The organism is Lysinibacillus sphaericus, from assembly GCF_002982115.1.
GTDB lineage: Bacteria > Bacillota > Bacilli > Bacillales_A > Planococcaceae > Lysinibacillus > Lysinibacillus sphaericus.
In genome coordinates this window covers 2944144-2968567 of record NZ_CP019980.1, presented here as the reverse complement: position 1 = coordinate 2968567, position 24424 = coordinate 2944144, and the positions used below count along the sequence as shown (strand labels likewise).

The following is a 24424-nucleotide window of genomic DNA, read 5'->3' as shown; positions in this document are numbered from 1 at the left end:
CTTAGAGATATAAAGTAAACTCTGCTTGTTAACGGAATTTGATAAAAAGAATAGAGTAGAAAAAGGAAATAATTACTTATCTAATTATAAGAAGATCTGTCTTGGGATTTGTTATTTTAAAATAATTTCTTCGAGTAAATAGCTAGGAGAAAATATGATTTCAATACACAACATAATTTCACTTTCTTTAGCCAAACTAATAGAAATGACTAAAGGAGGATGAAGAAATGCAACAGCAATCATACAATGCAGGGGATATTGTTTATATCTTTTACCGCAATCCACATATTCAAGATGTCGCAAATATACAGGAAGCGGCAGTTGTTACTAATCCGGAAAATCCAAATGAATTGGCGTTATTTCTTTTTGAAACTTACTATCCGTTAACGAATGACTTTGTTATTTTTTCAAGTGAGATGGATGCGGAGCAAGCATATCATCAATACTTTCATTGATGGAGGTAGAGGATGCGAAAACCATTTACACCTCAGCTCGTTTATTTTGAACCTGATGCGCTCGACTATCCGCTTGGACAAGAACTAAAAGAGAAGTTTGAGCAAATGGGCATAGAAATTCGTTATACTACATCTCATAATCAAGTGCGCAATCTTCCTGGAGACAATGATTTGCAAAAGTATCGGATTGCCAAGTCAACGCTCGTCGTGGGTATTCGAAAAACATTAAAATTTGATACTTCTAAACCGTCAGCAGAGTATGCTATTCCTTTTGCCACTGGATGTATGGGGCATTGTCATTATTGTTATTTGCAAACAACGATGGGCAGCAAGCCTTATATTCGCACATATGTCAATGTTGAGGAAATACTTGAAGCTGCAGACAACTATATGGCAGAACGAGCACCTGAAATTACGCGCTTTGAAGCATCGTGTACATCAGATATTGTTGGAATTGATCACTTAACACATACGTTAAAAAGAGCGATTGAGCATTTTGGACAAAGTGAGTTTGGTTTACTGCGATTTGTAACGAAATTCCATTATGTGGACCATTTATTAGATGCCAAACATAATGGCAAGACAAGATTTCGTTTTAGTGTAAATGCGGACTATGTGATTAAAAACTTTGAGCCAGGCACATCTCCTTTAGATAAGCGCATTGAAGCGGCTGGAAAAGTAGCGAGAGCAGGCTATCCTCTAGGTTTTATTGTTGCGCCCATTTATCTGCACGAAGGTTGGGAGGAAGGCTATTATCATATGTTTGAGCGTCTAGATGCGGAATTGCCTCATGATGTAAGGGACGATATTACCTTTGAATTTATTCAACATCGCTTTACAAAGCCTGCGAAAAAAGTAATCGAAAAAAACTATCCGATGACAAAATTAGAATTGGATGAAACTGCGAGAAGATACAAGTGGGGGAAATATGGGATTGGTAAATATATTTATCAAAAAGAAGAAGAGGAAGACATAAAAGAACATCTTTATGGCTATATGAAAAAATTTTTCCCCAATGCGAAACTAGAGTATTTTACGTAAACATATCGTTGAATTCCGTTCCAGGCGCTCCCTTTCCGCAGGCACGGCTTCAACTAATTTTTGCGACAAAAGCCGTAAAAAATGGATTTTCAGCTTGTGTTGTTCTGAGCTGGAGTGTCGCGCCTTCCACTCCACTCAACTAGTCAAGCTCCTAGCATGCCGAATATTTTTGGGGTAACAATATACCTACCTCGCCTTTGCAAAGAATTCTACGTGGTCATGAGATTGTCATAGTAAACGTTTAAAAGAAGTATTTCATTTTTGCTGTTCCTTGAAAGCGTCTGTACGAAGTGGAAATCCAGAAACAGTTTCATTCTATGAGTTTGTTTACACTTTCAGACACACCGTTATGTATGGTGTGTTTTCTTGTAGCGCTGCATCGTATAATCTTTAAGTTGCTGGTAAGGCTAACAATAATCGCGACGAAAAGGGGGAGTTACCATCATGATGTCATTTCAACCAAGCTGTTGGTCGGAGCACGGAGAGCTTACTGCGGTTATGCTTTGTGCACCTTCCAAATTAGATGTACCAGATTTAAAAACGGCAGAAAATGTACAATGGAGTGCTGCTGTTTCACATACCCAAGCAATGGAAAATTTTATAGAGTTGAAAGAGACTTTACAACAGGCAGGCGTGCACGTAATAGATTACGCAACACATCTATTAGCAGATGCGCAGCACCTTAGCGAACAACTTCTAAATCGTTATTTTGTGCGTGATCTTGCATGTGTGTTTGGTAACCGAATGCTACCAGGTGCAGCGGGTAGCTCGATTAGACGACCTGAATATGGACATGCGCACACATTACTTCAGAAATGGTTTCCGCAACACTTTATGCCCGCTAAGGAAAGTAGCCATGTATTAGAGTTTGGAGATGTGATGGTGTTAAATCGTGATGCTGTGCTTATTAATATAGGTGTAAGAACGACAAGGCAGGGTGTAGAGCAGATAAAAGACAGTATTTTTCAAGCAGGTTTCTCTGAAATAGGCATTATTGATTTGCCTCGAAGCTCGGATACACTGCATTTAGATATGAATTGTAATATTGCCAACAACGATGTCGTCATAGCGAAAAGTTTTATGCGTTATTTTCCTATCCAAATAATTACAACAAGTGGGACTCGTTTTGATATGACCGAACAATTTTTCAATCGTCATGGGTTTGAGTTGTATTGGTTAGAAAAGTATAACACCATTCCTGATATCAATTTTTTAAATATCAATCCCGAAACATTGTTAGTCAGTAAAAAGGCGACTAAACAGCATTTTAAAGCGCATCCAAAATTACAAAAGAAAAATATTGTGGAAATTGACGTGACAGAGCTTGAAAAAGGCGGTGGTGGTATTCGCTGTATGACATTACCATTAGTGCGAAAATCGGTATAGAGGTGATTTCTATGGAGTCAAAAACAAGCAAAGGCCAAATGTCTTGGTGGCAGTTGTCCCTGTTAGGTGTAGGGTGTACGTTAGGGACAGGTTTTTTTCTTGGAACAAGCATGGCCATTGCAAAGAGTGGGCCTGCTGTTTTAATTCCATTTATTTTAGCAGCCATTGGCACCTACATTGTCTATGATGCGCTCGTGAATATGTCTGTTGCCAATCCTGACAAAGGATCATTTCGTACGTATGCAAAACAAGCTTTTGGCAATTGGGCAGGTTTTAGTAATGGTTGGGTCTATTTAATTTCTGAACTATTAATTATGGGGAGCCAATTAATGGCATTAGGAATTTTCACGCGTTTTTGGTTTCCTAGCATACCGCTATGGATGACTGCATCAGGTTTTGGTGCACTTGGCTTGCTCATTATACTGACGGGAATGAAAGGCTTTGAAAAATTTCAAAATGTATTTGGGGCAATGAAAGCCGCTGCTGTTGTAATGTTTATTGTAGTTGCTGCTATCCTAATGTTAAAGGGGATGAATAGCGAGCCAAGGCAAGTAGATGTTATTCTAGCAAACTTTCAAGGCTTTTTTTCGGAAGGAGTAAAGGGCGTTTGGCTTGGTTTACTCTATGCATTTTTTGCTTTTGGTGGCATAGAGGTGATGGGGCTACTCGTAATCGATTTAAAAGATCCCCATCAGGCACCGAAAGCCGGAAAAGTAATGATTGTTATCCTTACTACGATTTATGTAATTGCACTAGTCTGTGCCCTTGCATTAGTACATTGGGCATCATTCACAATAGACGAAAGCCCGTTTATTACTGCTCTTGCAAATTTTAATATCCCATTTGTTGCGGATATCATAACCGGTATTTTAATTATTGCTGGATTTTCTACAATGGTTGCGTCCTTGTATGCTGTTGTCACGATTTTAACGGCTTTAGCTGAAGATCATGATGCACCAGCGATATTAGCGAAAAAAGGAAAAATGAAAGTTCCATTACCAGCCTTTCTGTTCCTCACGGGTGGTTTAATTATCACTATTACAATCGGCTTCCTGATTCCAGAAAAGATTTTTGAATACTTAATAACGGCAGCAGGATTAATGTTAATTTATAATTGGCTTTTTATTTTAGTAACCTATGCAAAACTTATGACATTAACGAAGTGGCAACATGTAAAAAATATTGTTGGGATGCTGCTAATTGCGGTAACTGTTTCGGGCACTTTAGGCGAAAAAACAAGCAGACTCGGTTTTTACATAAGCTTTCTGTTCATCGTCTTCATTGCACTGGCAACATTAATTGTTATGAAAAAACGGAGCAACCATCGCTCCGTTTAATTTTTTCGTTTTTGTGGCAAAGTGAGTGGTAAATTGCCTCTTACAAACGGACATTGGGCAGGGCTATGTTCATCATCACTTAAAAAGTATTGCTTCCATTCAAAATTATCTTTTTGCCCATACCATTTTAAGTCGGGGTGTTCTGGAATAGCATCATATTGTTCGATGCGCTTTCGTATTAACTTTTTTAGTTTTTGGCCTAGCACAGTCGTGTCATTTATATCTTCAAAGACCCAGCGTGGCTGAAATGCCATTAGTAAAGTTGAAAACTGGCGGCTTTTACGCAATTGATGGGCAGGTGTTGCGCAAAAGACAAAATAAGGCTCCCCATTAAAACAAAATTCCCATGTATGATTAGACGGATTTACGGGGATTTCTCTAGGCCATTCTTTTTCGTCAAAGGCAGTTACATGATTTAGCATGGTCCAAAATAAAGCTCTGTAATCTTCTACATCATAATTTTCAAGCATATCTTTTGGCGTCTCAAAGAAAATGGCGTGCGAAGTATATTTCCCAGCAGATCGAGCACAGTCACCATACGCCCTTAAGCAATTTGCCAAATCTTTAGCTGATTGTAACTCTCGGGGATCGCCAACGAAACTGTAGCGTAGTTGATTCGAAATAAACCCTGTGCGCGCAGGAATACAAGGGAATGCATTTGCATCATCTGCAACCATTGAAGCAAAATCTTGAAATGCGATCTGTTGCCATAAGGGAAGGGAAGCCAAATGCTGTTCAAGCCAAATTTTATCAAAAACTGCTCCCACATGAGTCACCTCCTTTATACATCTTTAGACTATTAAGGAAAGTGTCATTGGGTGACGAATATTAGGGATTAAATTCTAAATGAGTTGATAGCCACAATACCTGTAGCATTAGTATGATTCATTTACATTAAAATGTTTGACGATTAAGGTTGTTTAAAAACCTTCTGTTGCAAAATATCCAAAGCGTGTTTGATTTCCTCTAAATCTTCTTCTGGAACATGTTGAATGAGCTGTTGAAAGCGTTCTTCGATACGGGCAAACGCTTCATGCATCATTTGTTCACCATCTGCTGATAGACGTACAAAAAATTTACGACGATCCGCTATATCACTTATTTTTTCAATTAAATTTTTTTCTTGAAGTTTCTTGAGCTCGCGACTTGTATTGGGTAACGACATATGATGACATTCACTAATTTCGGTAATCGTAACAGGTTGGCTTACTTTTAAATACTCTAAAATTTTGTATTGAACAGGCGTAATAGCATCCGTATTAATGTTTTGTGTTAAGTCACTTGTTACTTGGTGGACGGCTGCGGTAAACGTAACAAATTGATTGAATAATGCATTCTTGTCCAAATATCTCACCTCTTACTGACAAGATATCAAAGAACTTATCTTAAAACAATTATCATTTGACAACTAAAACAGTATTCGTTATTATTTACTTATCAAATGATAAGTAATAGGAGGATGTTATGAACACGTTAGTCATTTATACGTATCCAAATCATCAAAGTTTGAATTATGCTTTTTTACAGCAAGTCCTTAAAGGTTGTAATGAAAATCCGTACATAACCGAATTACAAGTGTTAGATTTATATGAGGAAAAATTTGATCCAATTTTACATTTTCACGAACATAAACGAAGACGTGATATGTATCGCGAGCCTAACTTAGAGAAATATAGAGAACAACTTACATGGGCAGATCAGATTGTTTTTATCTATCCGATTTGGTGGGGAAGACCGCCTGCAATGCTTTTAGGATATATCGATCAACTATTTGCATCTAATTTTGCTTATAGAGATAAAAAAGGCTTGTTTCCAGAAGGACTTTTAAAAGGGAAGTCGGTCGTCTGTGTGTCTACAATGAAAGGCCCGACAAATTATCCACTCTTTTGGTTGAATAATGCGCATAAAGTGTTAATGCGAAAAGCATTGTTTAATTTTGTAGGAATTAAAAAGGTGAAGTTTTTTGAATTTGGCAATATGGAAAGTAAAAAGGGAGGGCAACAAAAAAAGTTAGAAAAAGTCTATCAGTATTTTAGGCAGTGCCAGTCACCCAAACAATTCTGAAAATTTTCTTGACCTTCAAGTAGCTTTAAGGTTTACTGTTAAAGCGAAGGAGTGAGATGACTTTGCAAAAGGATATGACGATTCAAGAATTTTCAAATAGAACTGGAATTGCAAAAAGCACGTTACGTTTTTATGAATCGAAAAATTTATTATTGCCAGTAGAACGAAGAGAGAATGGCTATCGTGTATATGCGCAGCATCAAATTGCCACAGTCAAATTAATTACCACTTTGCGAATTGCAGATGTCCCTCTACAAGATATTCAACATTATTTACAGGAAAATGATGAAATAGCTCGTCAAACCATGATGAAAAATTGGATTCATTCTATTAAGAAAAAACGTGATCTAATAGATGTTAGTTTACGTTTTTTAGAAAGTGATTCAATTCAAGAAGATATTTATCTTATCGATAAACAAGATGAAAAAATTATTTGGTTCATTGAGCAATCGACAACAGGGAAGTTTGGAGAGCATTTTGCAAAAAGAGCGAATAAATTAAAGCAGAACAATATACGCATTAAAAGTTATTATGTAAACTACTTATCAGGACAAGATTTGATAAAAGTACAAATCGGTTTTGGAGTGACAGCAGATTCCATGCTAAATGGATTAAAGGGTGTTGATTTTATCGAACATATGCCTGCCTGTATTTGTTTAGCATTACCATTTAAAGAACATCCTACAAAAATCAAAGGCGGTTATCACAAATTATTACAATATGCTTTTCATCATAGCTGGGTGCCTACCCGCTCAATTATCGAGTGGTACCGAGGAGAGGATTTTACGCAATTAGACTTATTATTGCCCGTCATCCAATTGGAGAGAAATGAAAAGTGAGATGATTTTTTAAAGTTATTTGTTGAATCCATATTATTTTACAGTAATTACGATTACTCATCGTGTTTTAGCGTCGTATATGCACCAATCATCAAAGAGTTGTCAAGGAGCAAGTCTTCTATACAGATAAGATTATTAATCATGGATAAAAGGCAAACAATTAGAGGCTGGCACATAACTTTAGAATCTTAAATAGAGGGACATTGGTTTTGATAAATTTTTGCTAAGAAAATATATAGAACATATTTACTATTATTTCTTTTGCAATTAATAATAAATTAGAAGGGTTCACTAGTTGTTGGTAGCGGAGGCGGTGACTCCTGCGGGAATGCACGCAGCGTAAGACGCTGGCATTCCGCGCGCTAGCGAGGGTTGCGGCTTACGTGTGTGCCCGCGGAAAGCACCGCAGAAGCGGACAACAACGGCGCAGCAGAAAAGGGTTAGATTGACTGCCATCAATCTAACCCTTTTTCTCTTTTGTCCCAGCCTCTTGTTAGTTAAAATGCACGCGTATTATTTTTTACTCTGTGCTAAAGTCTCCACTTAATTGAAATACGCCTTCACTATCTGCTTCTAAGGTGTCATTCTTCCTCAATTATAGGTGTATACTACATAACAATTTGATCTGTAGTTGAGACAGTCCGCATAATCCGGATGCTTCTGCTATATCCATACCTTTGAATAACGGATTATCTGTGTTACGGATATTACTCATTAATATCACGTCGTTTATTGATTACTTCTAATATAGTGTTAACGATGAAAAGAATAATAATCAAAACATACAGTGATAAATATACATAGTCCGACGTTGTTAAATTACTAAAGTCTGTTGTTTGTGCCATTATAAAAGTTAGTACTATGATGATAACAATGTTAAATATTCGTATGGTTTTCCTTCGCATAATTAGTGGTTACGATAAAATACTAAGTAAAAAGAGGTTTTCACCTTCTTCAAATGACTACTTGCGACGTTGTGGTTTAGATTGTGCCGCTTTTTTTGTTTTCTTCAAATACTACTAGTAGGTAGTGAAGAATATGTATTTTATCTTAATCTACTTTGTTCACCTCCTTTTCTAGACTTTTAGTATACTATAAATGGAAATAAAAAAATGACGATTATTTACAATAATTACAATGCATTATCTATCATAGGTGATAAAGATTTTACGCAATTAGACTTATTATTGCCCGTTATCCAATTATAGAGAAATGAAACACGATGTGAGATAGCTAATATTTATTTTACAAACTGAGGTATTTGACAAGCTAATGTCAAATACCTCGTTTTTATTTGGCATTATATGGGCTGAAGTAGGTTGCTATGATCGTCTTCTACGCCATCTATTTGCCGTGTGGGGTTGTGTTTGGCTTGTTTTTGAAGGATATATAGGTAGCGGTACAAACTGTGAGACATTTTGTGTATGAGTCGCAACATGAGGCGCAGTTTCCTTCGCAACGGACAATTGCTTATTAGCCCTTCTAGATGCGTGCTGTGTTGGCTCAGGCGATGCTGTAATATTTTGAGCATTATTCAACAAGGGGGGAGTGGTGTCCGAATCATTTGAAATGGTTGTTGCTGTGGTGCTATGACTTTCTGTAACATGCGCTACTTCAACATGTGGCTCCGATACGGGATGTACATCTTTCATTACGAGAATAGGTCGCATCATATCATGATCCTCATGTTCGAGGAAATGGCAATGCCACATATAATTCCCGATATGGTCTTTCCAGTGCATAATAATTTTTGTAACCTTCCCTGCATCAGCTTTGACGGTATCTTTCCAACCTCGTTCGTAGTCACGCGGTTTTTCTGCAGGACCAGTAAATGCTAGCCTTCCTTCATTTTGATAGAGTTCCACGTCAAATGGTCGTCGTTCAAGAATTTTAAATTGAATTAAATGCAGATGAATAGGATGTATAAACGGCGTAGCATTAATAAAATTCCAAACTTCTATACTATCAAGCGCAGGCTTTTCGGTAGCAGGGTCATGGTACATTCGGTCATTTAATAACAACATAGGTCTTCCGAAGTCATCCGTAGTGGCACTTAACGGTAAGTTGCGTTCAACCTGTGCATGATGAGGGTGTAAATCCATTGACATTGCAAGTCTTGCAGGCACTTCACTCGTATCCTCATATCGAAGTGGGCAATTTACGTTAAATTGCATAATGACGCTAGTATGCTCATCAAAAAAATCGGTATCACCGTTCATTAAAGTGATTTCTTGACCTTCGCATGTTGAAAAGTCAATGATGATATCTGTTCGCTCAGCTGGCAATAATTCAACCGAGAAAATTGCATTTGGGGCAGTTAAAAAGCCACCATCTGTGCCAAGCTGAATCATTGGCTGCTTGTTGGACAGGCTTAAAACATAGCCTCTTCTATTTGAACCGTTTAACAAACGAAAACGATATTTGCGAGGTTCAACATTTAAATAAGGCCATACTTTACCATTGACAACGATTGTGTTTCCAACAAATCCAGGTGTAATGGATGGATTCACCGGCACTGGGAATGGAGGACCTTCTGGATAGAACAGTGAGCCGTCTTCATTAAAGGATTTATCAGCAATTAATAACGGATATTCATAATCGCCACATGGTAAGTTTGAACGTTCTTCTATGGAGTCTCGAAGCAGGTAAAAACCTGCAAGTCCAGCGTAAACATTTAGGCGCGTTAAAGCCATTGCGTGGTCATGATACCACAAAGTTGTACCTGGTTGATGGTTCGTATATTCATGTATTTCTTTATTAAATTTAGGACCAGTATACGTATAGTCTCTTGTATACCAAGCTTCAGGATGTCCATCGCTTTCCCAATCTACATTGGCACCGTGAAGATGAGTTACTGTTCGAACCTCTTGGGAGTCATTAGCCGCATGAAGAGTAAAATCAACTGGCAAAAAATGTTTGGTCGGCAATTGGTTTTTATATTTGACATAAATCGTTTTGTCTTTTGAAGCCTCGATGGTCGGTCCTGGATAAAGCCCGTTATATCCCCAAATCGTGGATTTTGGAAAGTTTTTATGAAAACTATGCTCTGCTTCCAACATCTGCAACTCGTAATAATCTTTCTTCGGATGTCTGCTACTGAATTTTGGTTTTGCGGTAACGGGTTTCGGTAAGGCATCTACAAATTTGGGGATTGTTGCTGGGTCAGCAGGATTGATTTTTTTATTCAAAACATCACGTCCCTTACATTTTTACAAACTTAACTTCATCATATGGGTAAAAACAATAAGAAACGAGGACAATAATGGAAGTATTTGTGCTAATATATAAAAAATATTAAATTTCAAAAATTCATGCAATCTGCTAATGAGTAGCCAATAAGGCATATATTTACTATACATAAAACGAAAGCAGCGTTTTTAGTTGATAGCGTAAGGGCCGCTGATGAACGAGCAGTCCCTTTGCTTATTGTGGCTTACTAGCATAAAGGAAGGGCAAGTATTATACGCTTTTGACAAAACATTCATCATTCGATATGTTTAGTAATTTATGGGATATGATAGAAATGACGGACGAGTGTATAGGACTTCGCTTATAATTAATGAATAGGCTAACTGCTACATTAAGGTGTGATGGATAAGGGAAAATCCGAGCTTAGAGAAGTGGTGATGAATTGGAGTTAACATTAGAACAATTAAACAAAACAATCCTAGAAATGCGGACGAAAGGGCGTTTGACAGAAGCTCTAACTCTTGCTGAACAGGGACTTTTAGTAGCATTAGAAAATGATAATCATAGGCATGGACTAGATTTATTCTTCCAAAAGATATTAATTCATCATGCGCTAGGTGATACATTAAGCATGGTACGTCATATCCAAGAATATGAGGAGTGCTGCCAAAAGTACGGCACGAAAAAGGACTTTATGAATTACAATCTGGTCATGTCCTTAATATATGATCTGGTTGGTTTCAGAGAAAAAACGGTGGAAATGACAAAAAAGTCTATAGAATATGCTACGCAGTTAAAAGATATTAAAATGCTTGTACGTTGCCATAGTAATCTATGCTATCTAGAAGTTGAAAATGGCTGTTATATGGAGGCTCTGGAAGCGGCTTTTATTGCAAGAAATTATAATGTGGAGCTTGCGAAGACACTTCCAGAATTAGCGAAATTACAAGAGATTCGCATTCATAATAATATGGCGGATGTGTATATTTTAGAGGGCGATTTTGTTACTGCTCAAGCTTTGTTGGATCAGACATTGAATTCTGAAATTATTCAAAATCATAAACGAGAAAAGGTAGCTGCATTGTTTGGCTATGGTTTTTTATACGAGCATCAACATCGACTTGAAGAAGCGGTAGACTATTATAAGCAAGCGATAGAATTAGCACAATCCTATGGTGATAACCCCATTACGAAGAAAGTGATGCGAATGCTTTTAAACGTACTTTATCAATTAGATTATCGTAAAGAAATATTTGATGTACAACGCGCTTATATAGAGCTATCAGAAAAAATGAGTGCAGATAATCTGCTTCAACAGGTGATGAATCTAGAATTTAATCGGCAAAAAGAGACACTGGAAAAAAGAGCGCTATATGATCCGTTAACAGGTGTCCTAAATCGCCATTTTCTTGATATAGAACTAAATGATTGGTTAAATGAGGCACAGGCATGCCACCAATATGTTGGTGTAATTGTACTCGATATTGATTATTTTAAAGCATACAATGATCAATATGGCCACCTATTTGGAGATATGGTGTTGCAACTCCTTGCTACGGGGTTAAAAGATTTTTTGTATAATCAAGAAGCGGTGATTATCCGTTATGGTGGAGATGAATTTATTATTTGTCTTCGGCATAAAAGTAAGATGTTTTTAAATGATAGTATAAAAGAATTGCATGCCTACATGTTAACTTTAAAACTAGAACATGAATATGATAGCTATCCATTAAAGGTTAGTTTAGGCGCTTGTTTGAATGACCAAAAAAATTATGAATATATAAAGCTTTTTAAGCAAGCAGATCGCAACTTGTACAAAGCTAAAAATAACGGGCGTGCTAGTTATGTTATTAGTGTACAATAAAAAGTTTTGCAGCTTTAAATGCATTGTCTATTTTAGTAAAAATCCGCTTTCATCATTCCCACTGTCAATACTAGGCAGTGGGAATAAATTTGTTTTCATATAATTATCCTTTTTAATATAGAAAAAAGAGATTTCCCTCAAAAAAACTTTTCTCTTTGTGAAAAAGAATAGGAACTTTTGACGGGAAAGGGCTGTCTATTTTCATGAAAGAGTAAAAATCGAAAATAGATACTCTAATCATTTGAAAACGTTGGTTTATCAACGTACAATAAATGAAATTAGCAAACACGACAACGGGATTTTGGTGTATAATGTTGTGGTATGAGGAAAGAAAGCAGGTTGGCAAAAATGGTAAGCAAAATGAAAGTGTGCGCAGTGTTCGACACGCAAAAATATCAGGCATTCTTAGCAAACAAAAAGCTAGGTGTGAAACATAAGGTGAATATATGAAAAACTGGTTGATTTTCATTTCTGTCTTTATGGTTTCCTTATCACTTGTCATTAGTATTTTAGTACTCTGGAAAGCCGAGGCTCCGTTTAGTTCAATTGAAGAAAAGGCTGAACAGTTGGCACTTGATGCCAAAGCCCTAGCAATTGTCACGGAGTCCTACACATATAATGGCAAAAATTCGTATGTTACTGTATTCGGGGTAGACGAATACGGTGACAAAAAGGCTGTCTTTGTTCCAACGAATCTAGAAGAGGATTCCATTCAGGAAGTATTTTTGAAAGATGGTATTACGGAAAAGCAAGCATTATCGGTTTTTAAAAAAGAAGGAAATGTACAAAAGGTTCTTCATATGAAATTAGGCTATGAGGAGGCTGGAGCTGTTTGGGAAATTTCATACCTGAACGATCAAGATAAACTCAACTATGTCTATATTTTGTTTAAGGACGGCGACTGGTGGAAGCGCATTAAGAATTTATAAGAGGAGTAGATCCCGTATGAAAAAATTATTAGCAAACCGAGTGAAAACTTTAACACCATCTTCAACATTAGCGATTACTGCAAAAGCAAAAGAATTAAAAGAGCAAGGTATCGATGTAATTGGTCTAGGTGCTGGTGAGCCAGACTTCAACACACCACGCAATATTCTAGATGCGGCTATTGACTCTATGGAAAAAGGTTTAACAAAATATACACCTGCCGGCGGTCTTCCAGTTCTAAAGAAAGCCATTATTGACAAACTTCAACGCGACAACAATCTTACATATAAACCGAACGAGGTTATCGTAGGTGTTGGGGCTAAGCATATTCTTTACACGTTATTCCAAGTTATTTTAAATGAAGGCGATGAAGTAATCATCCCTATTCCTTATTGGGTATCGTATCCAGAGCAAGTGAAATTAGCGGGTGGCGTGCCTGTTTATGTTGAAGGAACACGCGAACAAGGTTATAAAATTACTGCGGATCAATTACGAGCAGCTGTTACGGATAAAACGAAAGCAGTCATCATTAACTCGCCAAGCAACCCATCTGGTATGATTTATTCTCGTGATGAGCTAGCAGAACTTGCGGCTGTTGCAGAAGAAAAAGATATTTTAATCGTGTCAGATGAAATTTATGAGAAGCTTGTATACAATGGTATTGAGCATTATTCAATTGCACAACTTTCAGATGCATTGAAAGCACGTACAATTGTAGTCAATGGTGTAGCTAAATCTCACTCTATGACAGGCTGGCGTATCGGGTATGCAGCAGGTGATGCAGACATTATTAAACCAATGACTGACCTTGCTTCACACTCTACTTCAAACGCGACAACAACTGCACAGTATGCAACAGTGGAAGCGTATAATGGACCACAAGACACTGTAGAAGAAATGCGCCAAGCATTTGAATCTCGTCTTGAAAAAATCTATCCACAAATTAGTGCAATTCCTGGCTTCAATGTATTAAAACCGCAAGGCGCATTTTACTTATTACCAGATGTAGCAGAAGCGATGGCTCATACTGGTTATGATTCAGTAGATGCATTTGCTGCGGATATTTTAACTGAAGCAAACGTAGCAGTGATTCCGGGCTCTGGCTTTGGTGCACCAACTACAATGCGATTATCTTATGCTACATCTTTAGAATTATTAGAAGAGGCAGTCCGTCGTATTGATGCATTCGTAAAATCAAAATGGCAAGACTAATCCTTCTAACCAACTTTGGAGGATTTCTATGAAAAAAATTATGATTCAAGATATGCCACAGCATATCGGCGAAACAGTCAAGCTAGGTGCTTGGTTAGCTAACAAACGTTCAAGTGGTAAAATTGCTTTCTTACAGCTGCGCGATGGTTCAGGATTTGTGCAAGGCGTTGTTGTGAAAGAAGAAGTAGGCGAAGAAATTTTTGCGATTGCAAAAGGTATGACGCAAGAAACATCGATGTATGTGATTGGCGAGGTGAAAGCCGACGAGCGTTCAAGCTTTGGCTGTGAACTAGCAGTTACAGGCATTGAAGTGCTACATGCAGCGACTGATTTCCCAATTACGCCTAAAGAGCATGGCCCTGAATTTTTAATGGATAACCGCCACCTATGGTTACGTTCTCGTAAGCAACATGCGGTGATGAAAATTCGTAATGAAATTATTCGTGCTACTTACGAGTTTTTCAACAATAATGGCTTTACGAAAATGGATCCACCAATTTTAACGGGTTCAGCACCTGAAGGAACTTCAGAGCTATTCCACACGAAATATTTTGATGAAGATGCGTATTTATCTCAATCTGGTCAGCTTTATATGGAAGCAGCAGCAATGGCGTTAGGGAAGGTTTTCTCTTTCGGTCCGACGTTCCGTGCGGAGAAATCTAAAACACGCCGTCACCTTATCGAATTCTGGATGATTGAACCGGAAATGGCTTTTGTGGAATTTGAAGAAAATTTAGAAGTACAAGAACAATATGTTGAGCATATTGTACAGTCTGTTCTGGCAAACTGTACGCTAGAATTAGAGCGACTTGGCCGTGATACATCTACACTTCAAAATATCAAAGCGCCATTCCCGCGTATTTCATACGACGATGCCATTAAACTATTACATGAACAAGGTTTTGATGATATTGAATGGGGAGATGACTTCGGTGCGCCACATGAAACTGCCATTGCCAATTCATTTGACAAACCAGTATTCATTACGTGCTATCCAACAGGCATCAAACCATTCTACATGCAACCACATCCTGATCGTGATGATGTTGTGTTATGTGCTGACTTAATTGCACCTGAAGGTTACGGTGAAATTATCGGCGGTTCAGAGCGTATTCATGACTACGAATTATTAAAATCTCGTCTAGAAGAACATAACTTATCATTAGATGCTTATGCATGGTATTTAGAACTTCGTAAGCAAGGATCCGTACCGCATTCTGGATTCGGTCTAGGGTTAGAACGAACAGTTGCATGGATTTCTGGGACAGAGCATATTCGTGAAACGATTCCATTCCCACGTTTATTAAACCGCTTATATCCATAATCGGTTAGCAATAAACAGAAACAATTGCAAAGTCGCGTAGTGAAATTTCTACGCGGCTTTTCTACTTACTTAGAAAAAAGGAGTCATGTCTACATGAATACAAAAAATAATCGACTCCGTACATGGACTGAGCAGAGAACGATACACATTCCTCAGCTCTTTTTTCAGTTTTATAAGGAGTTAAATATTGAGGATGATGAGGCGCTTATCGTCTTGCATCTACTTGCCTATCATGTTGAAGGAAATGATTTTCCTACACCAACAGACCTGATGAATCGTCTCACGATGCCTAGTAATGACATTACATCGCGCTTACAAAGACTTATGCAAAAAGGCTTCCTTGAGATTACACGTGACGTTGATAAGACAACTGGCAAGCTGTACGAAAAATATTCGGTGTACCCTCTTTGGGAACGTATCTTGCAGATTATAGAATTGAAAGAGCAACAAAAATCAGCAACTACGCTTCGTCAAGAAGAGGGCGAGGTATTCCGTTTATTTGAAGAAGAAATGGGGCGTCTTTTATCTCCTTTAGAGCTAGAAAAAATTGGTTCTTGGTTAGATGAGGATAGGCACAGTCCTTCACTTATTAAAGAAGCGTTAAAAGAGGCTGTGTTTGCTGGAAAACTAAGCATTCGCTATATCGATCGGATTTTGTTGGAGTGGAAAAAGAAAAATATAACAACACCACAAGCTGCACATAAGCAAGGCGAACAGTTCCGTGAAAAGCAAAACTTGACTAGACCGCAATCCCGCACGTTACAGCAAGAAACGCAGTCGACAAATAAAGTACCATTTTATAACTGGTTAGAAGAAAGAGAATAGGGGGATTTTAGGGAATGTTAACAAAAAAACAGTGGGAGCATTGTTTAGCTGAAATGGACCGCATGTTTCCTGATGCACATTGTGAACTTGTGCATGACAACCCGTTCGAGCTGACAATCGCCACGTTATTATCTGCACAATGTACGGATGTACTTGTTAATAAAGTAACGAAAACATTGTTTCAAAAATATAAAACACCCGAAGATTATTTAGCGGTGTCCTTAGAGGAGCTACAACTGGATATTCGTTCTATTGGTCTTTATCGAAATAAAGCAAAAAATATTCAACTTTTATGTGAGCGACTTTTGACTGAATATGGTGGGCAAATTCCTGCAAGTCGAGAGGAACTTGTTACTTTGCCAGGTGTAGGTCGTAAAACAGCGAATGTTGTGCTATCCGTAGCCTTTGACATACCAGCGCTTGCAGTCGATACACATGTAGAGCGCGTATCTAAACGATTAGGCTTATGTCGCTGGAAAGACTCAGTTCTTGAGGTGGAAGAAACGATTATGAAAAAAACACCGATGGACAAGTGGTCGAAAACCCATCATCAGCTAATTTTCTTCGGTCGCTATCATTGCAAGGCACAAAATCCAGGTTGCGCAACATGTCCGTTATTAGGTGATTGTCGTGAAGGACAAAAGCGTTTTAAAAAAGGACTGGTGACCAAAGCATGAATATTGATGCAATCACAAAAGAAAAAATTGATGAATGGTTTGCAGAGTGGGCATTGCTAGAAGCGCAAATACATGCAGCCCATCAAGCACGTAATGGGAAAGCAAAAGGCCTTATGGAAGAGGCTATACGTTTGTTTGAACGTTTAGTTAACGAAGCAGGTGAAGAAGTATTGCCCATAAATGGAGTGGAACGTTTAACTTTTATTAAAACGAAACCAGGTCAATATGCGTGTTATCGTCAAATAGATGAATTATTTAAAGAAACGAAAAAACGAACGGCACGTTTGCGCTTACAGGCGACTAAACGCTAAAGTATACATGATAAATAGAAGGTTGTCCGATAAGTGATTGAACTTAAAAAGGACAACCTTCTTTTATTTATAAAATATAAAAACAGGTGTAGAAACATTTCGGTTTCTGCACCTGTTTTTTAGTATTTAGTAAATCTTAAATTAATTATTGTTCACTATCATTCTCTTGGTTTGGCACTACGGGGTCAGTTGGTGTTACAGGAGGTTGGCTACCAGCATCGTTGCCATTGTTGCCAGTACCATTGCCATTATTGCCATTGTTACCGTTATTACCGGTATTGCTGTTATTGCCGTTATTACCACCGTTGTTATTACCATTATTGCCGTTATTGCCATTGCCGTTATTGTTGCCATTGTCCTCACCATTGCCTTGATCAGGCGGTGTAGGTTGTTCTATATCCGGATTATTTGGATCTTCGGTACCTAAATCCTCATCAGGCATGCTCGAAATCTCGAAAGATGTCGTTCCTGGTTCACTGCGTGTACCATCTACAATCGCTACGACAGAAATCGTGTAATTCCCATCTTCTAATGTGTTGCTAACAGTTAAACCTTTGTTGTCAGTAGTTCCAAGCACTACCGTTTCGCCACCTTCGCGTGTAGCAGATACTTCAAAAGTAGTAGCCATTGGTTCATCTGTTTCTGGGTCAAGAATGGCATCATGTTCCCAGCCAATATTAATAGATTGACCTGCTAAATCTAAACTTGCACTTACATTGTAAGGTGTAGAAAGTTCAGGTGCTTCATACTCATTTGAAACCTCTGTAGGTTCTGTACCACGAACAAATAGTTCTGTTTGGCGTAATTCACTTGGAGTATAATCACTAGCTAGTTTCAGTGGGCTAGAGCCTACTTCAATCGTCGCTTCTACAACCGAGCTTGGCTTTTTGAAACGTGCAGTTTCAATGTTCGCAGAAAGGTCTTTCATAATATTTTTAAATAGATGTTGTGGTAAACGGCGTTCATCCCATGTAGTGATTGGATCCGAACGTTTTTCGTATCCACTCCAAATAGCGATTGAATAGTTAGTAGTGTAACCAGCGAACCATGAATCTGGCACACTTGTATCTGGTAAATTATATTTATTAAACTCATCGTTTGAATAGTTGGTTGTACCTGTTTTACCAGCAATATCTAAGCCTGAAACATTTGCGGCTGTACCTGATGCATCTGGTTTATTGCTGACTACATCACGTAACATATCTGTGACCATATAAGCCGTGTAATCTTCCATGGCAACCGTAGATTTTGGTGTATAGTCTTTCGTTGATTTACCATCGCGATAAACAATTTTCGTAATGGCATAAGCATCAGTATATACACCGTTATTCCCAAATGCTGCATAAGATGCTGCCATTTGAATAGGGGACATTGTAATGTCACCACCACCAATTGCATCTGCCTCGTAAGCATTTTCTGCTTTAATTCCTAAGCGACCGATAAATTCTTTCGCTTTGTCAGCGCCAACTTCTTTAAACGTTTTAACAGCTGGCACATTGCGAGAAGCATATAATGCTTTACGTGCTGTCATAGCACCTAAATATTTCCCATCCCAGTTTGTAATCGTTTGGTTTGTACCTGTATATTTCATTGGATCATCGACAAGTGTTTTACCTGTTGACCATTTTAAATATTCAATTGCTGGACCATAATCGAGTAATGGCTTCATTGTTGACCCTGGGTGGTTAACCTTTAAGTCATCTGCATAGTTAAATGTACGATTGCCGTAATTTCGCCCACCGCCGACTGCTTGAATTTGACCAGTTTTTGTATCAACAACAGCAACGCCTGATTCAATTTTCTCTGTTGGGAAATTGCTATCGTCATTCATGATGTTTTCTACAATTTGCTGTGCATTTGGATCAAGTGTTGTGTAAACTTTAATACCTTCAGCCATAGCAGAACCATCGCCATTTTTCTCTAGCTCATTAATGACGATATCTAGGAAGGCATCGTATTTAGAACCAGCAAATGATTGGCGTGTAGCGTCGTCTGAAAGACCTGCTTGCACATCAACTTTTTTCGCTTCTTCCATTTCAGCTTTTGTAATTTTTCCATGCTGGTACATTAAGCCCAAAACTGTATTTCGGCGTTTCTCAGCCAGCTCTGGATTTTTTAATGGATTGTATGCGTTTGGACGTTGAACTAAGCCAGCTAGTAGCGCTTCTTCATCCAATGATAAATCTTTTAACTCTTTACCATAGAAATATTGAGCTGCTGTCCCAAAGCCATAAATACGGCCGGACATCAACATTTTATTGAAGTACATTTCAAATATTTCTTCTTTTGAATATTTGCGTTCAAGTTGGAAAGCAAGCCATGCCTCTTGTGCTTTACGTTTTAATTTTTTCTCATTTTGTAAAAATGAATTTTTGACAACTTGCTGTGTTAATGTTGAAGCCCCTTGTGACCCAAAACCATCACGGAAGTTGGCAAGTATTGCACCACCAAGACGATAAAAGTCCATACCATGATGTTTAAAAAAGCGAACGTCTTCTGTTGCGAGAATGGCGTTAATCATATCTTCAGGAATGTCTTCGTATTTTACGTATTTTCGATTTTCTGCACCGATTGTGGCGAAAATTTCACCGTTTTTATCATAAAATTCAGAGGAAACGGGGTCCTTCAATAAATCTTCATCCAGTTCAGGAGCTGTACTTGCATAATAGGCAAATACACCTGCCCCGCCGACTAAACCAACAATCCCTATAATAAGTATTGTTAGAACAATACGCTTCAACCAAACTTTAGTCGAAGATTTCGCTGCTTTCGGCGCTTTCTTTTTATTTTTTTGAGCGAGAGCTTTTTGATGCTCTCCGCGTGTTTGACGACGTTCACTCATTTTTTTATCTCCTCACTTTCAGAGCCATGACTTGTTGCTTCAATAAACTGCTGGAGAACAGGTAAATAATCGATACGTGGATAATAGCTTGTAGGAATTTCATAAGCTTCCTTTTCAATGGTTGAAAAGGGAATCGATTTACGTTCACCATTGTTCATTGTATGCCAGGCCTTTTGTAAAACTTCGTATGGCACTAAAAAATAACGCTCAAAAGCTGAAAAACGAACGATAATAAATGCCACACCATTTTGTTCCTTCACTTGCTGCATATGTTTCATTTGATGTGTGTGTATATTTTTTAGTGGAAAGCTCGTCTTCGAGGCGGTCTCCTTTGCATCAAAATCAATATAGTGCCCATTCCAAACACCATTGTAGTCAGTTGTAGAGGGCGTTCGGAAATAAGCTTCACGAATAACGGCAGCACTTCGTGATGGATACTCTACTTTGACGATTTGTACGGGAACAGGTTTCTTATGAATAATAGCAAGTCGCCTTTCTAAATAATAGTCGTTTGCTTCATTAATTTCATCCTCAAGCGTCTTCCCTCGATTACTATAGGAGAAATCCTTCTTTTTCCCCTTTTTTTCTGCTTTTTGAATAGCTTGTGCAGGGGTATAGATTTTCCCATTTGGATAACGAATTGTCACTTAGCTCACCCTCTATAATACTGCTATTATACACAATAGTTTACCATGATTTTTGTAGAACTTCACCACAGTCAGCACATTGCTCTAAAGTTAGATGACAATTGCTAATTCGTAGCATGATTCGCTGTTTAAAGTAGAAAATTCGCCAAGGAAACAACTGCATTCGTCATAGAAATTGTCCTATTAATACTTTCATTTATTGCTAGATTCGTAGAGATAGAGTCTTTTATCAGCCTATTTACGAATGCTGCTCTTAGGTAGTATTTATTAAAAATTTATCGAAATACTTCTTCTTTCAGCTAACTTACGCTTTTTTTGTCACGCATGAAGGTTATTTTATACATGCGAGGAATACATAAGTAAAGATAAAAGGAGGCGTTGTATTGAACAAATTAGGACAATTAGTTGCGCAGTTGGATCTGGTCAATCAATTACTTATCACGAGGGTGTCATTAGAAAATAATGCACATAGCCTGCAATTTTTTATGCAGCTCAAATCTGTTAGCCAGAAAGTAAGCTTAGCAGAAAAGAACTGGCAAGTAAAGAATGCTTGTTCGCCTATTAGTAGTGAAAAATGATAGACTTTGGTACACTAACCTCATACCTATAAAAATGATTCATTAGATGCAATCGTTTAATGCTTTTAGCGCGTGTTAAGAATGACGAAGAGATACTTTCAGATAGTTTGCAGTAGTATGTCGTAAAGAGAAGAGGAAGGCATATGAACCTGAACTTATGTTTTTTCAACATTTGACACAGTGTATTATTGGTTGTGAACGATCATCACACAATCATTAGCTAAAGGTACAATGAAAGAGATGAGGTGCGAAATTGTTATTAATACAGCAAACTTCCATATTAATAGATGAATGTGAAAAATGTGTTGCACGCTTTTGGCAAATGCGCGAGGAGGATCGGACGCCAGATTTTTTTGCAGAAGTCAAGCCGCATGCGGATGTCATTCATCAACTGCTGAAAGAGTGGCAGCAAGAGGCGACTGCTTGGATTCAAAAAAACAGACCGAAATATATGCATATAGGACAAATTGCTTCAGCGGCTGAATCGATGGAGCAATTTGTTGTGCAATCTTTTTATAAAGAAACAAGTAAAAAACGCTTTTTAGATGCAACGCATTCTACTTCCTATACGTTAAATAATTTTTATCGCTTAGTGAAGGAGGCGCAACATCATGTTATCGAAAAAACGGACAATTAATGCATTGTTAAATGAATGGCGCTATGATGACGAATTAAAAGAGCGAATTATTCATTGGCACACTTTAGAAGGCCGCGAAGCGAAGTACGCGCCTTTCCCAGAAAATTTACACCCTGCGCTTGTGAAAGCATTACATGCCCGAGGAATTACACAATTGTATACACATCAACGGGAAGCGTTTGATTTGGCGGCGAGTCACAAATCCTTTACTGCCGTAACACCGACAGCATCAGGGAAATCTTACTGCTATCATTTACCTGTATTACAAAAAATTTTAGAAGACCGCAATGCACGGGCAATTTATCTATTTCCAACGAAAGCGTTAGCACAGGATCAAAAAAATGATTTAAATGACCTGATTGAACAGAGTGGAGAGGACATTTTAAGTTATACGTATGACGGTGATACGGCTCCTGGTATTCGGCAAAAAGTACGGAAGGCAGGGCATATTGTGATGACCAATCCAGATATGCTGCATTCAGGTATACTACCGCATCATACGAAGTGGGTATCGCTCTTTGAAAATTTAAAGTATATCGTTATTGATGAATTACATACATATAAAGGTGTATTTGGTTCACATGTGGCACATGTCATTCGCAGATTGAAACGTATCTGTGAATTTTATGGTAGTAAACCTGTGTTTATTTGTACGTCAGCAACGATAAAAAACCCAAAAGAATTAGCTGAAAATTTAACAAATGATACCCACAATTTAATTGCTGATTCAGGTGCTCCAGTTGGTAAAAAAACATTCCTTTTTTACAATCCACCAATTATCCATAAAACATTTGGTGTTCGGCGTAGTGCGGTTTTAGAGGTAAGTGATCTTGCCAAAAGACTTTATATAGCTGGCATTCAAACGATTATTTTTGCTAAAAGTCGTGTGCGTGTTGAAATGATTGTTACTTATTTGAAAGAACTGACGCGCAATAAGCTACAAGATGAATCTGTGCGTGGCTATCGAGGAGGCTATTTACCGTCAGAGCGACGTGTTATAGAACGTGGGCTTCGTGATGGTACAATTCAAACCGTAGTTAGTACGAATGCGCTGGAGCTAGGGGTGGATATTGGTCAATTACAGGCATGTATTATGACAGGCTACCCGGGAAATATCGCAAGTGCATGGCAACAAGCGGGCCGAGCTGGTCGACGTCAAGACGAGGCGCTTATTATTTATGTTGCACAGTCTACTGCACTAGACCAATATGTGGTAGATCATCCACTATTTTTACTAGGGAGCGACCCCGAGGAGGCACGTATATATCCTGAAAATATGTTGATTTTAATGGATCATCTTAAATGTGCGGCGTTTGAGTTACCGTTCACAACAAGCGATACGTACGGAGAATATGACATACAAGAACTGCTCGACTATTTAGCAGAAGAAGGTGTTGTTTTTAAAACGAGTGAAAAATGGCATTGGATGAGTGATCGTTTTCCTGCACATGATATAAGCCTCCGTTCAGCATCTCAAGAAAATGTTGTAATTATTGATATGACAGTACCTGCTCGTACAAAAGTCATTGGGGAAATGGATCGCCATAGTGCTATGACATTATTACATGAAGAAGCAATCTATTTGCATCAGGGCATTCAATATCAAGTAGAAAAACTTGATTGGGAAGAAAAAAAAGCTTTTGTGCGAGAAGTAGATGTTGATTATTATACAGACGCGAATTTAGCAGTAGAGATGAAAGTGCTTGAAGAAGATCGAAGTCGCATCTACCAAGGTGGGACTATTAGCTTTGGTGATGTAGGATTAGTCGCACAGGCTACCATCTTTAAAAAAATAAGCTTGAATGATAAACAAGATAATATTGGCTCGGGTCCAATCCATCTACCACCAGATGAAATGCATACAAGCTCGTCATGGTTGTCCTTTAGCAATACACTACAATGGTCTGAGGCAGAATTAACAGAGGCGATGACAGGTGCAGCCTATGCAATGAATGCCTTTATCCCGCTATTCATCCAATGTGACGCCAGTGATGTAGCAGTAGTTCCACAGGTAAAGGCTACACATAATAATTTGCCAACGTTTTTTGTGTACGACAAGTATCCAGGCGGAATTGGTTTAAGTGAAAAAGTGTATGATTTATGGGAAGACTTATTGACCAAGACAATGAATCATGTCGTAAACTGCCCTTGTGAATCTGGCTGCCCATCCTGTATTGGGCCTCAAAATGCTTTAGTAAACATGAAACGGAAAGTTAAAGAGTTACTGCAAATTTTATATTAATGTACACAAAAGAAGAGGGGATAGGGT

General features: G+C 38.1%; 21 protein-coding genes. 16 read left to right on the top strand and 5 right to left on the bottom strand.

Annotation, left to right across the window (positions count from 1 at the left end):
- Positions 1-227 precede the first annotated feature (227 nt).
- The 4 genes from LS41612_RS14965 to LS41612_RS14950 all read left to right on the top strand — a co-directional run bounded on the left by LS41612_RS14965 (position 228) and on the right by LS41612_RS14950 (position 4219).
- On the top strand, positions 228-455 hold the full coding sequence (locus tag LS41612_RS14965) for a transcriptional regulator SplA domain-containing protein (protein ID WP_024363349.1): 228 nt from the start codon (positions 228-230) through the stop codon (positions 453-455).
- A gap of 12 nt (positions 456-467) precedes the next feature.
- The gene (splB, locus tag LS41612_RS14960) at positions 468-1496 is read left to right on the top strand and encodes a spore photoproduct lyase (protein WP_024363350.1); all 1029 of its coding nucleotides are present in this window, start codon (positions 468-470) and stop codon (positions 1494-1496) included.
- Between the two features lie 444 nt (positions 1497-1940).
- Entirely contained in the window at positions 1941-2882 is a 942-nt protein-coding gene (locus LS41612_RS14955) for an arginine deiminase family protein (protein ID WP_024363351.1), read from the top strand.
- A gap of 11 nt (positions 2883-2893) precedes the next feature.
- Positions 2894-4219 carry an amino acid permease gene (locus LS41612_RS14950; protein ID WP_024363352.1) on the top strand — a complete coding sequence of 442 codons (1326 nt, stop codon included), beginning with the start codon at positions 2894-2896 and terminating at the stop codon, positions 4217-4219.
- Here the strand turns inward: LS41612_RS14950 and LS41612_RS14945 are convergent.
- The gene (locus LS41612_RS14945; protein ID WP_024363353.1) at positions 4216-4986 is read right to left on the bottom strand and encodes a YqcI/YcgG family protein; all 771 of its coding nucleotides are present in this window, start codon (positions 4984-4986) and stop codon (positions 4216-4218) included. The two genes, LS41612_RS14950 and LS41612_RS14945, sit on opposite strands and share 4 nt — an antisense overlap.
- 143 nt (positions 4987-5129) lie before the next feature.
- On the bottom strand, positions 5130-5564 hold the full coding sequence (locus tag LS41612_RS14940) for a MarR family winged helix-turn-helix transcriptional regulator (RefSeq protein ID WP_024363354.1): 435 nt from the start codon (positions 5562-5564) through the stop codon (positions 5130-5132).
- A gap of 119 nt (positions 5565-5683) precedes the next feature.
- Between LS41612_RS14940 and LS41612_RS14935 the strand changes: the two genes are divergently transcribed.
- Positions 5684-6283: an NAD(P)H-dependent oxidoreductase gene (locus LS41612_RS14935; RefSeq protein ID WP_024363355.1), complete on the top strand. Its 600-nt coding sequence runs from the start codon at positions 5684-5686 to the stop codon at positions 6281-6283.
- Positions 6284-6345: 62 nt separating this feature from the next.
- Positions 6346-7122 (top strand): MerR family transcriptional regulator, encoded by a 777-nt coding sequence (locus LS41612_RS14930; RefSeq protein WP_024363356.1) that lies wholly within the window; start codon positions 6346-6348, stop codon positions 7120-7122.
- A gap of 1322 nt (positions 7123-8444) precedes the next feature.
- Here LS41612_RS14930 and LS41612_RS14925 read toward each other — a convergent pair.
- A complete protein-coding gene (locus tag LS41612_RS14925; protein WP_024363357.1) occupies positions 8445-10310 on the bottom strand; it encodes a multicopper oxidase family protein in 1866 nt (621 codons plus the stop codon).
- Positions 10311-10753: 443 nt separating this feature from the next.
- Between LS41612_RS14925 and LS41612_RS14920 the strand changes: the two genes are divergently transcribed.
- The 7 genes from LS41612_RS14920 to LS41612_RS14890 all read left to right on the top strand — a co-directional run bounded on the left by LS41612_RS14920 (position 10754) and on the right by LS41612_RS14890 (position 17451).
- Positions 10754-12175 carry a tetratricopeptide repeat-containing diguanylate cyclase gene (locus LS41612_RS14920; protein ID WP_024363358.1) on the top strand — a complete coding sequence of 474 codons (1422 nt, stop codon included), beginning with the start codon at positions 10754-10756 and terminating at the stop codon, positions 12173-12175.
- Positions 12176-12621: 446 nt separating this feature from the next.
- Positions 12622-13104 (top strand): cell wall elongation regulator TseB-like domain-containing protein, encoded by a 483-nt coding sequence (locus LS41612_RS14915; RefSeq protein WP_024363359.1) that lies wholly within the window; start codon positions 12622-12624, stop codon positions 13102-13104.
- 16 nt (positions 13105-13120) lie between these two features.
- The gene (locus LS41612_RS14910; RefSeq protein WP_024363360.1) at positions 13121-14314 is read left to right on the top strand and encodes a pyridoxal phosphate-dependent aminotransferase; all 1194 of its coding nucleotides are present in this window, start codon (positions 13121-13123) and stop codon (positions 14312-14314) included.
- Positions 14315-14342: 28 nt separating this feature from the next.
- Positions 14343-15638 carry an asparagine--tRNA ligase gene (asnS, locus tag LS41612_RS14905; RefSeq protein WP_024363361.1) on the top strand — a complete coding sequence of 432 codons (1296 nt, stop codon included), beginning with the start codon at positions 14343-14345 and terminating at the stop codon, positions 15636-15638.
- Positions 15639-15731: 93 nt separating this feature from the next.
- Positions 15732-16463 carry a DnaD domain-containing protein gene (locus LS41612_RS14900; protein ID WP_024363362.1) on the top strand — a complete coding sequence of 244 codons (732 nt, stop codon included), beginning with the start codon at positions 15732-15734 and terminating at the stop codon, positions 16461-16463.
- A gap of 14 nt (positions 16464-16477) precedes the next feature.
- On the top strand, positions 16478-17140 hold the full coding sequence (gene nth, locus LS41612_RS14895) for an endonuclease III (protein ID WP_024363363.1): 663 nt from the start codon (positions 16478-16480) through the stop codon (positions 17138-17140).
- Positions 17137-17451, top strand: a complete 315-nt coding sequence (locus LS41612_RS14890) for a YpoC family protein (RefSeq protein ID WP_024363364.1) — start codon at positions 17137-17139, stop codon at positions 17449-17451. Before nth ends, LS41612_RS14890 begins: the two co-directional genes overlap by 4 nt.
- A gap of 145 nt (positions 17452-17596) precedes the next feature.
- Here LS41612_RS14890 and LS41612_RS14885 read toward each other — a convergent pair whose 3' ends face one another.
- Positions 17597-20293 (bottom strand): penicillin-binding protein 1A, encoded by a 2697-nt coding sequence (locus LS41612_RS14885; protein WP_024363365.1) that lies wholly within the window; start codon positions 20291-20293, stop codon positions 17597-17599.
- On the bottom strand, positions 20290-20940 hold the full coding sequence (gene recU, locus LS41612_RS14880; RefSeq protein WP_024363366.1) for a Holliday junction resolvase RecU: 651 nt from the start codon (positions 20938-20940) through the stop codon (positions 20290-20292). The genes LS41612_RS14885 and recU overlap by 4 nt, the downstream gene beginning before the upstream one ends.
- A gap of 383 nt (positions 20941-21323) precedes the next feature.
- On the opposite strand from recU, the gene LS41612_RS14875 reads away from it, so the two are divergent.
- The 3 genes from LS41612_RS14875 (at position 21324) to LS41612_RS14865 (ending at position 24397) form a co-directional block, all read left to right on the top strand.
- Positions 21324-21518, top strand: coding sequence for a hypothetical protein (locus LS41612_RS14875; RefSeq protein WP_024363367.1), 195 nt, complete (start codon positions 21324-21326; stop codon positions 21516-21518).
- Positions 21519-21771: 253 nt separating this feature from the next.
- Positions 21772-22155 (top strand): YppE family protein, encoded by a 384-nt coding sequence (locus LS41612_RS14870; RefSeq protein ID WP_024363368.1) that lies wholly within the window; start codon positions 21772-21774, stop codon positions 22153-22155.
- Positions 22130-24397 (top strand): DEAD/DEAH box helicase, encoded by a 2268-nt coding sequence (locus LS41612_RS14865; protein ID WP_024363369.1) that lies wholly within the window; start codon positions 22130-22132, stop codon positions 24395-24397. The genes LS41612_RS14870 and LS41612_RS14865 overlap by 26 nt, the downstream gene beginning before the upstream one ends.
- The last annotated feature ends 27 nt before the right edge of the window (positions 24398-24424 follow it).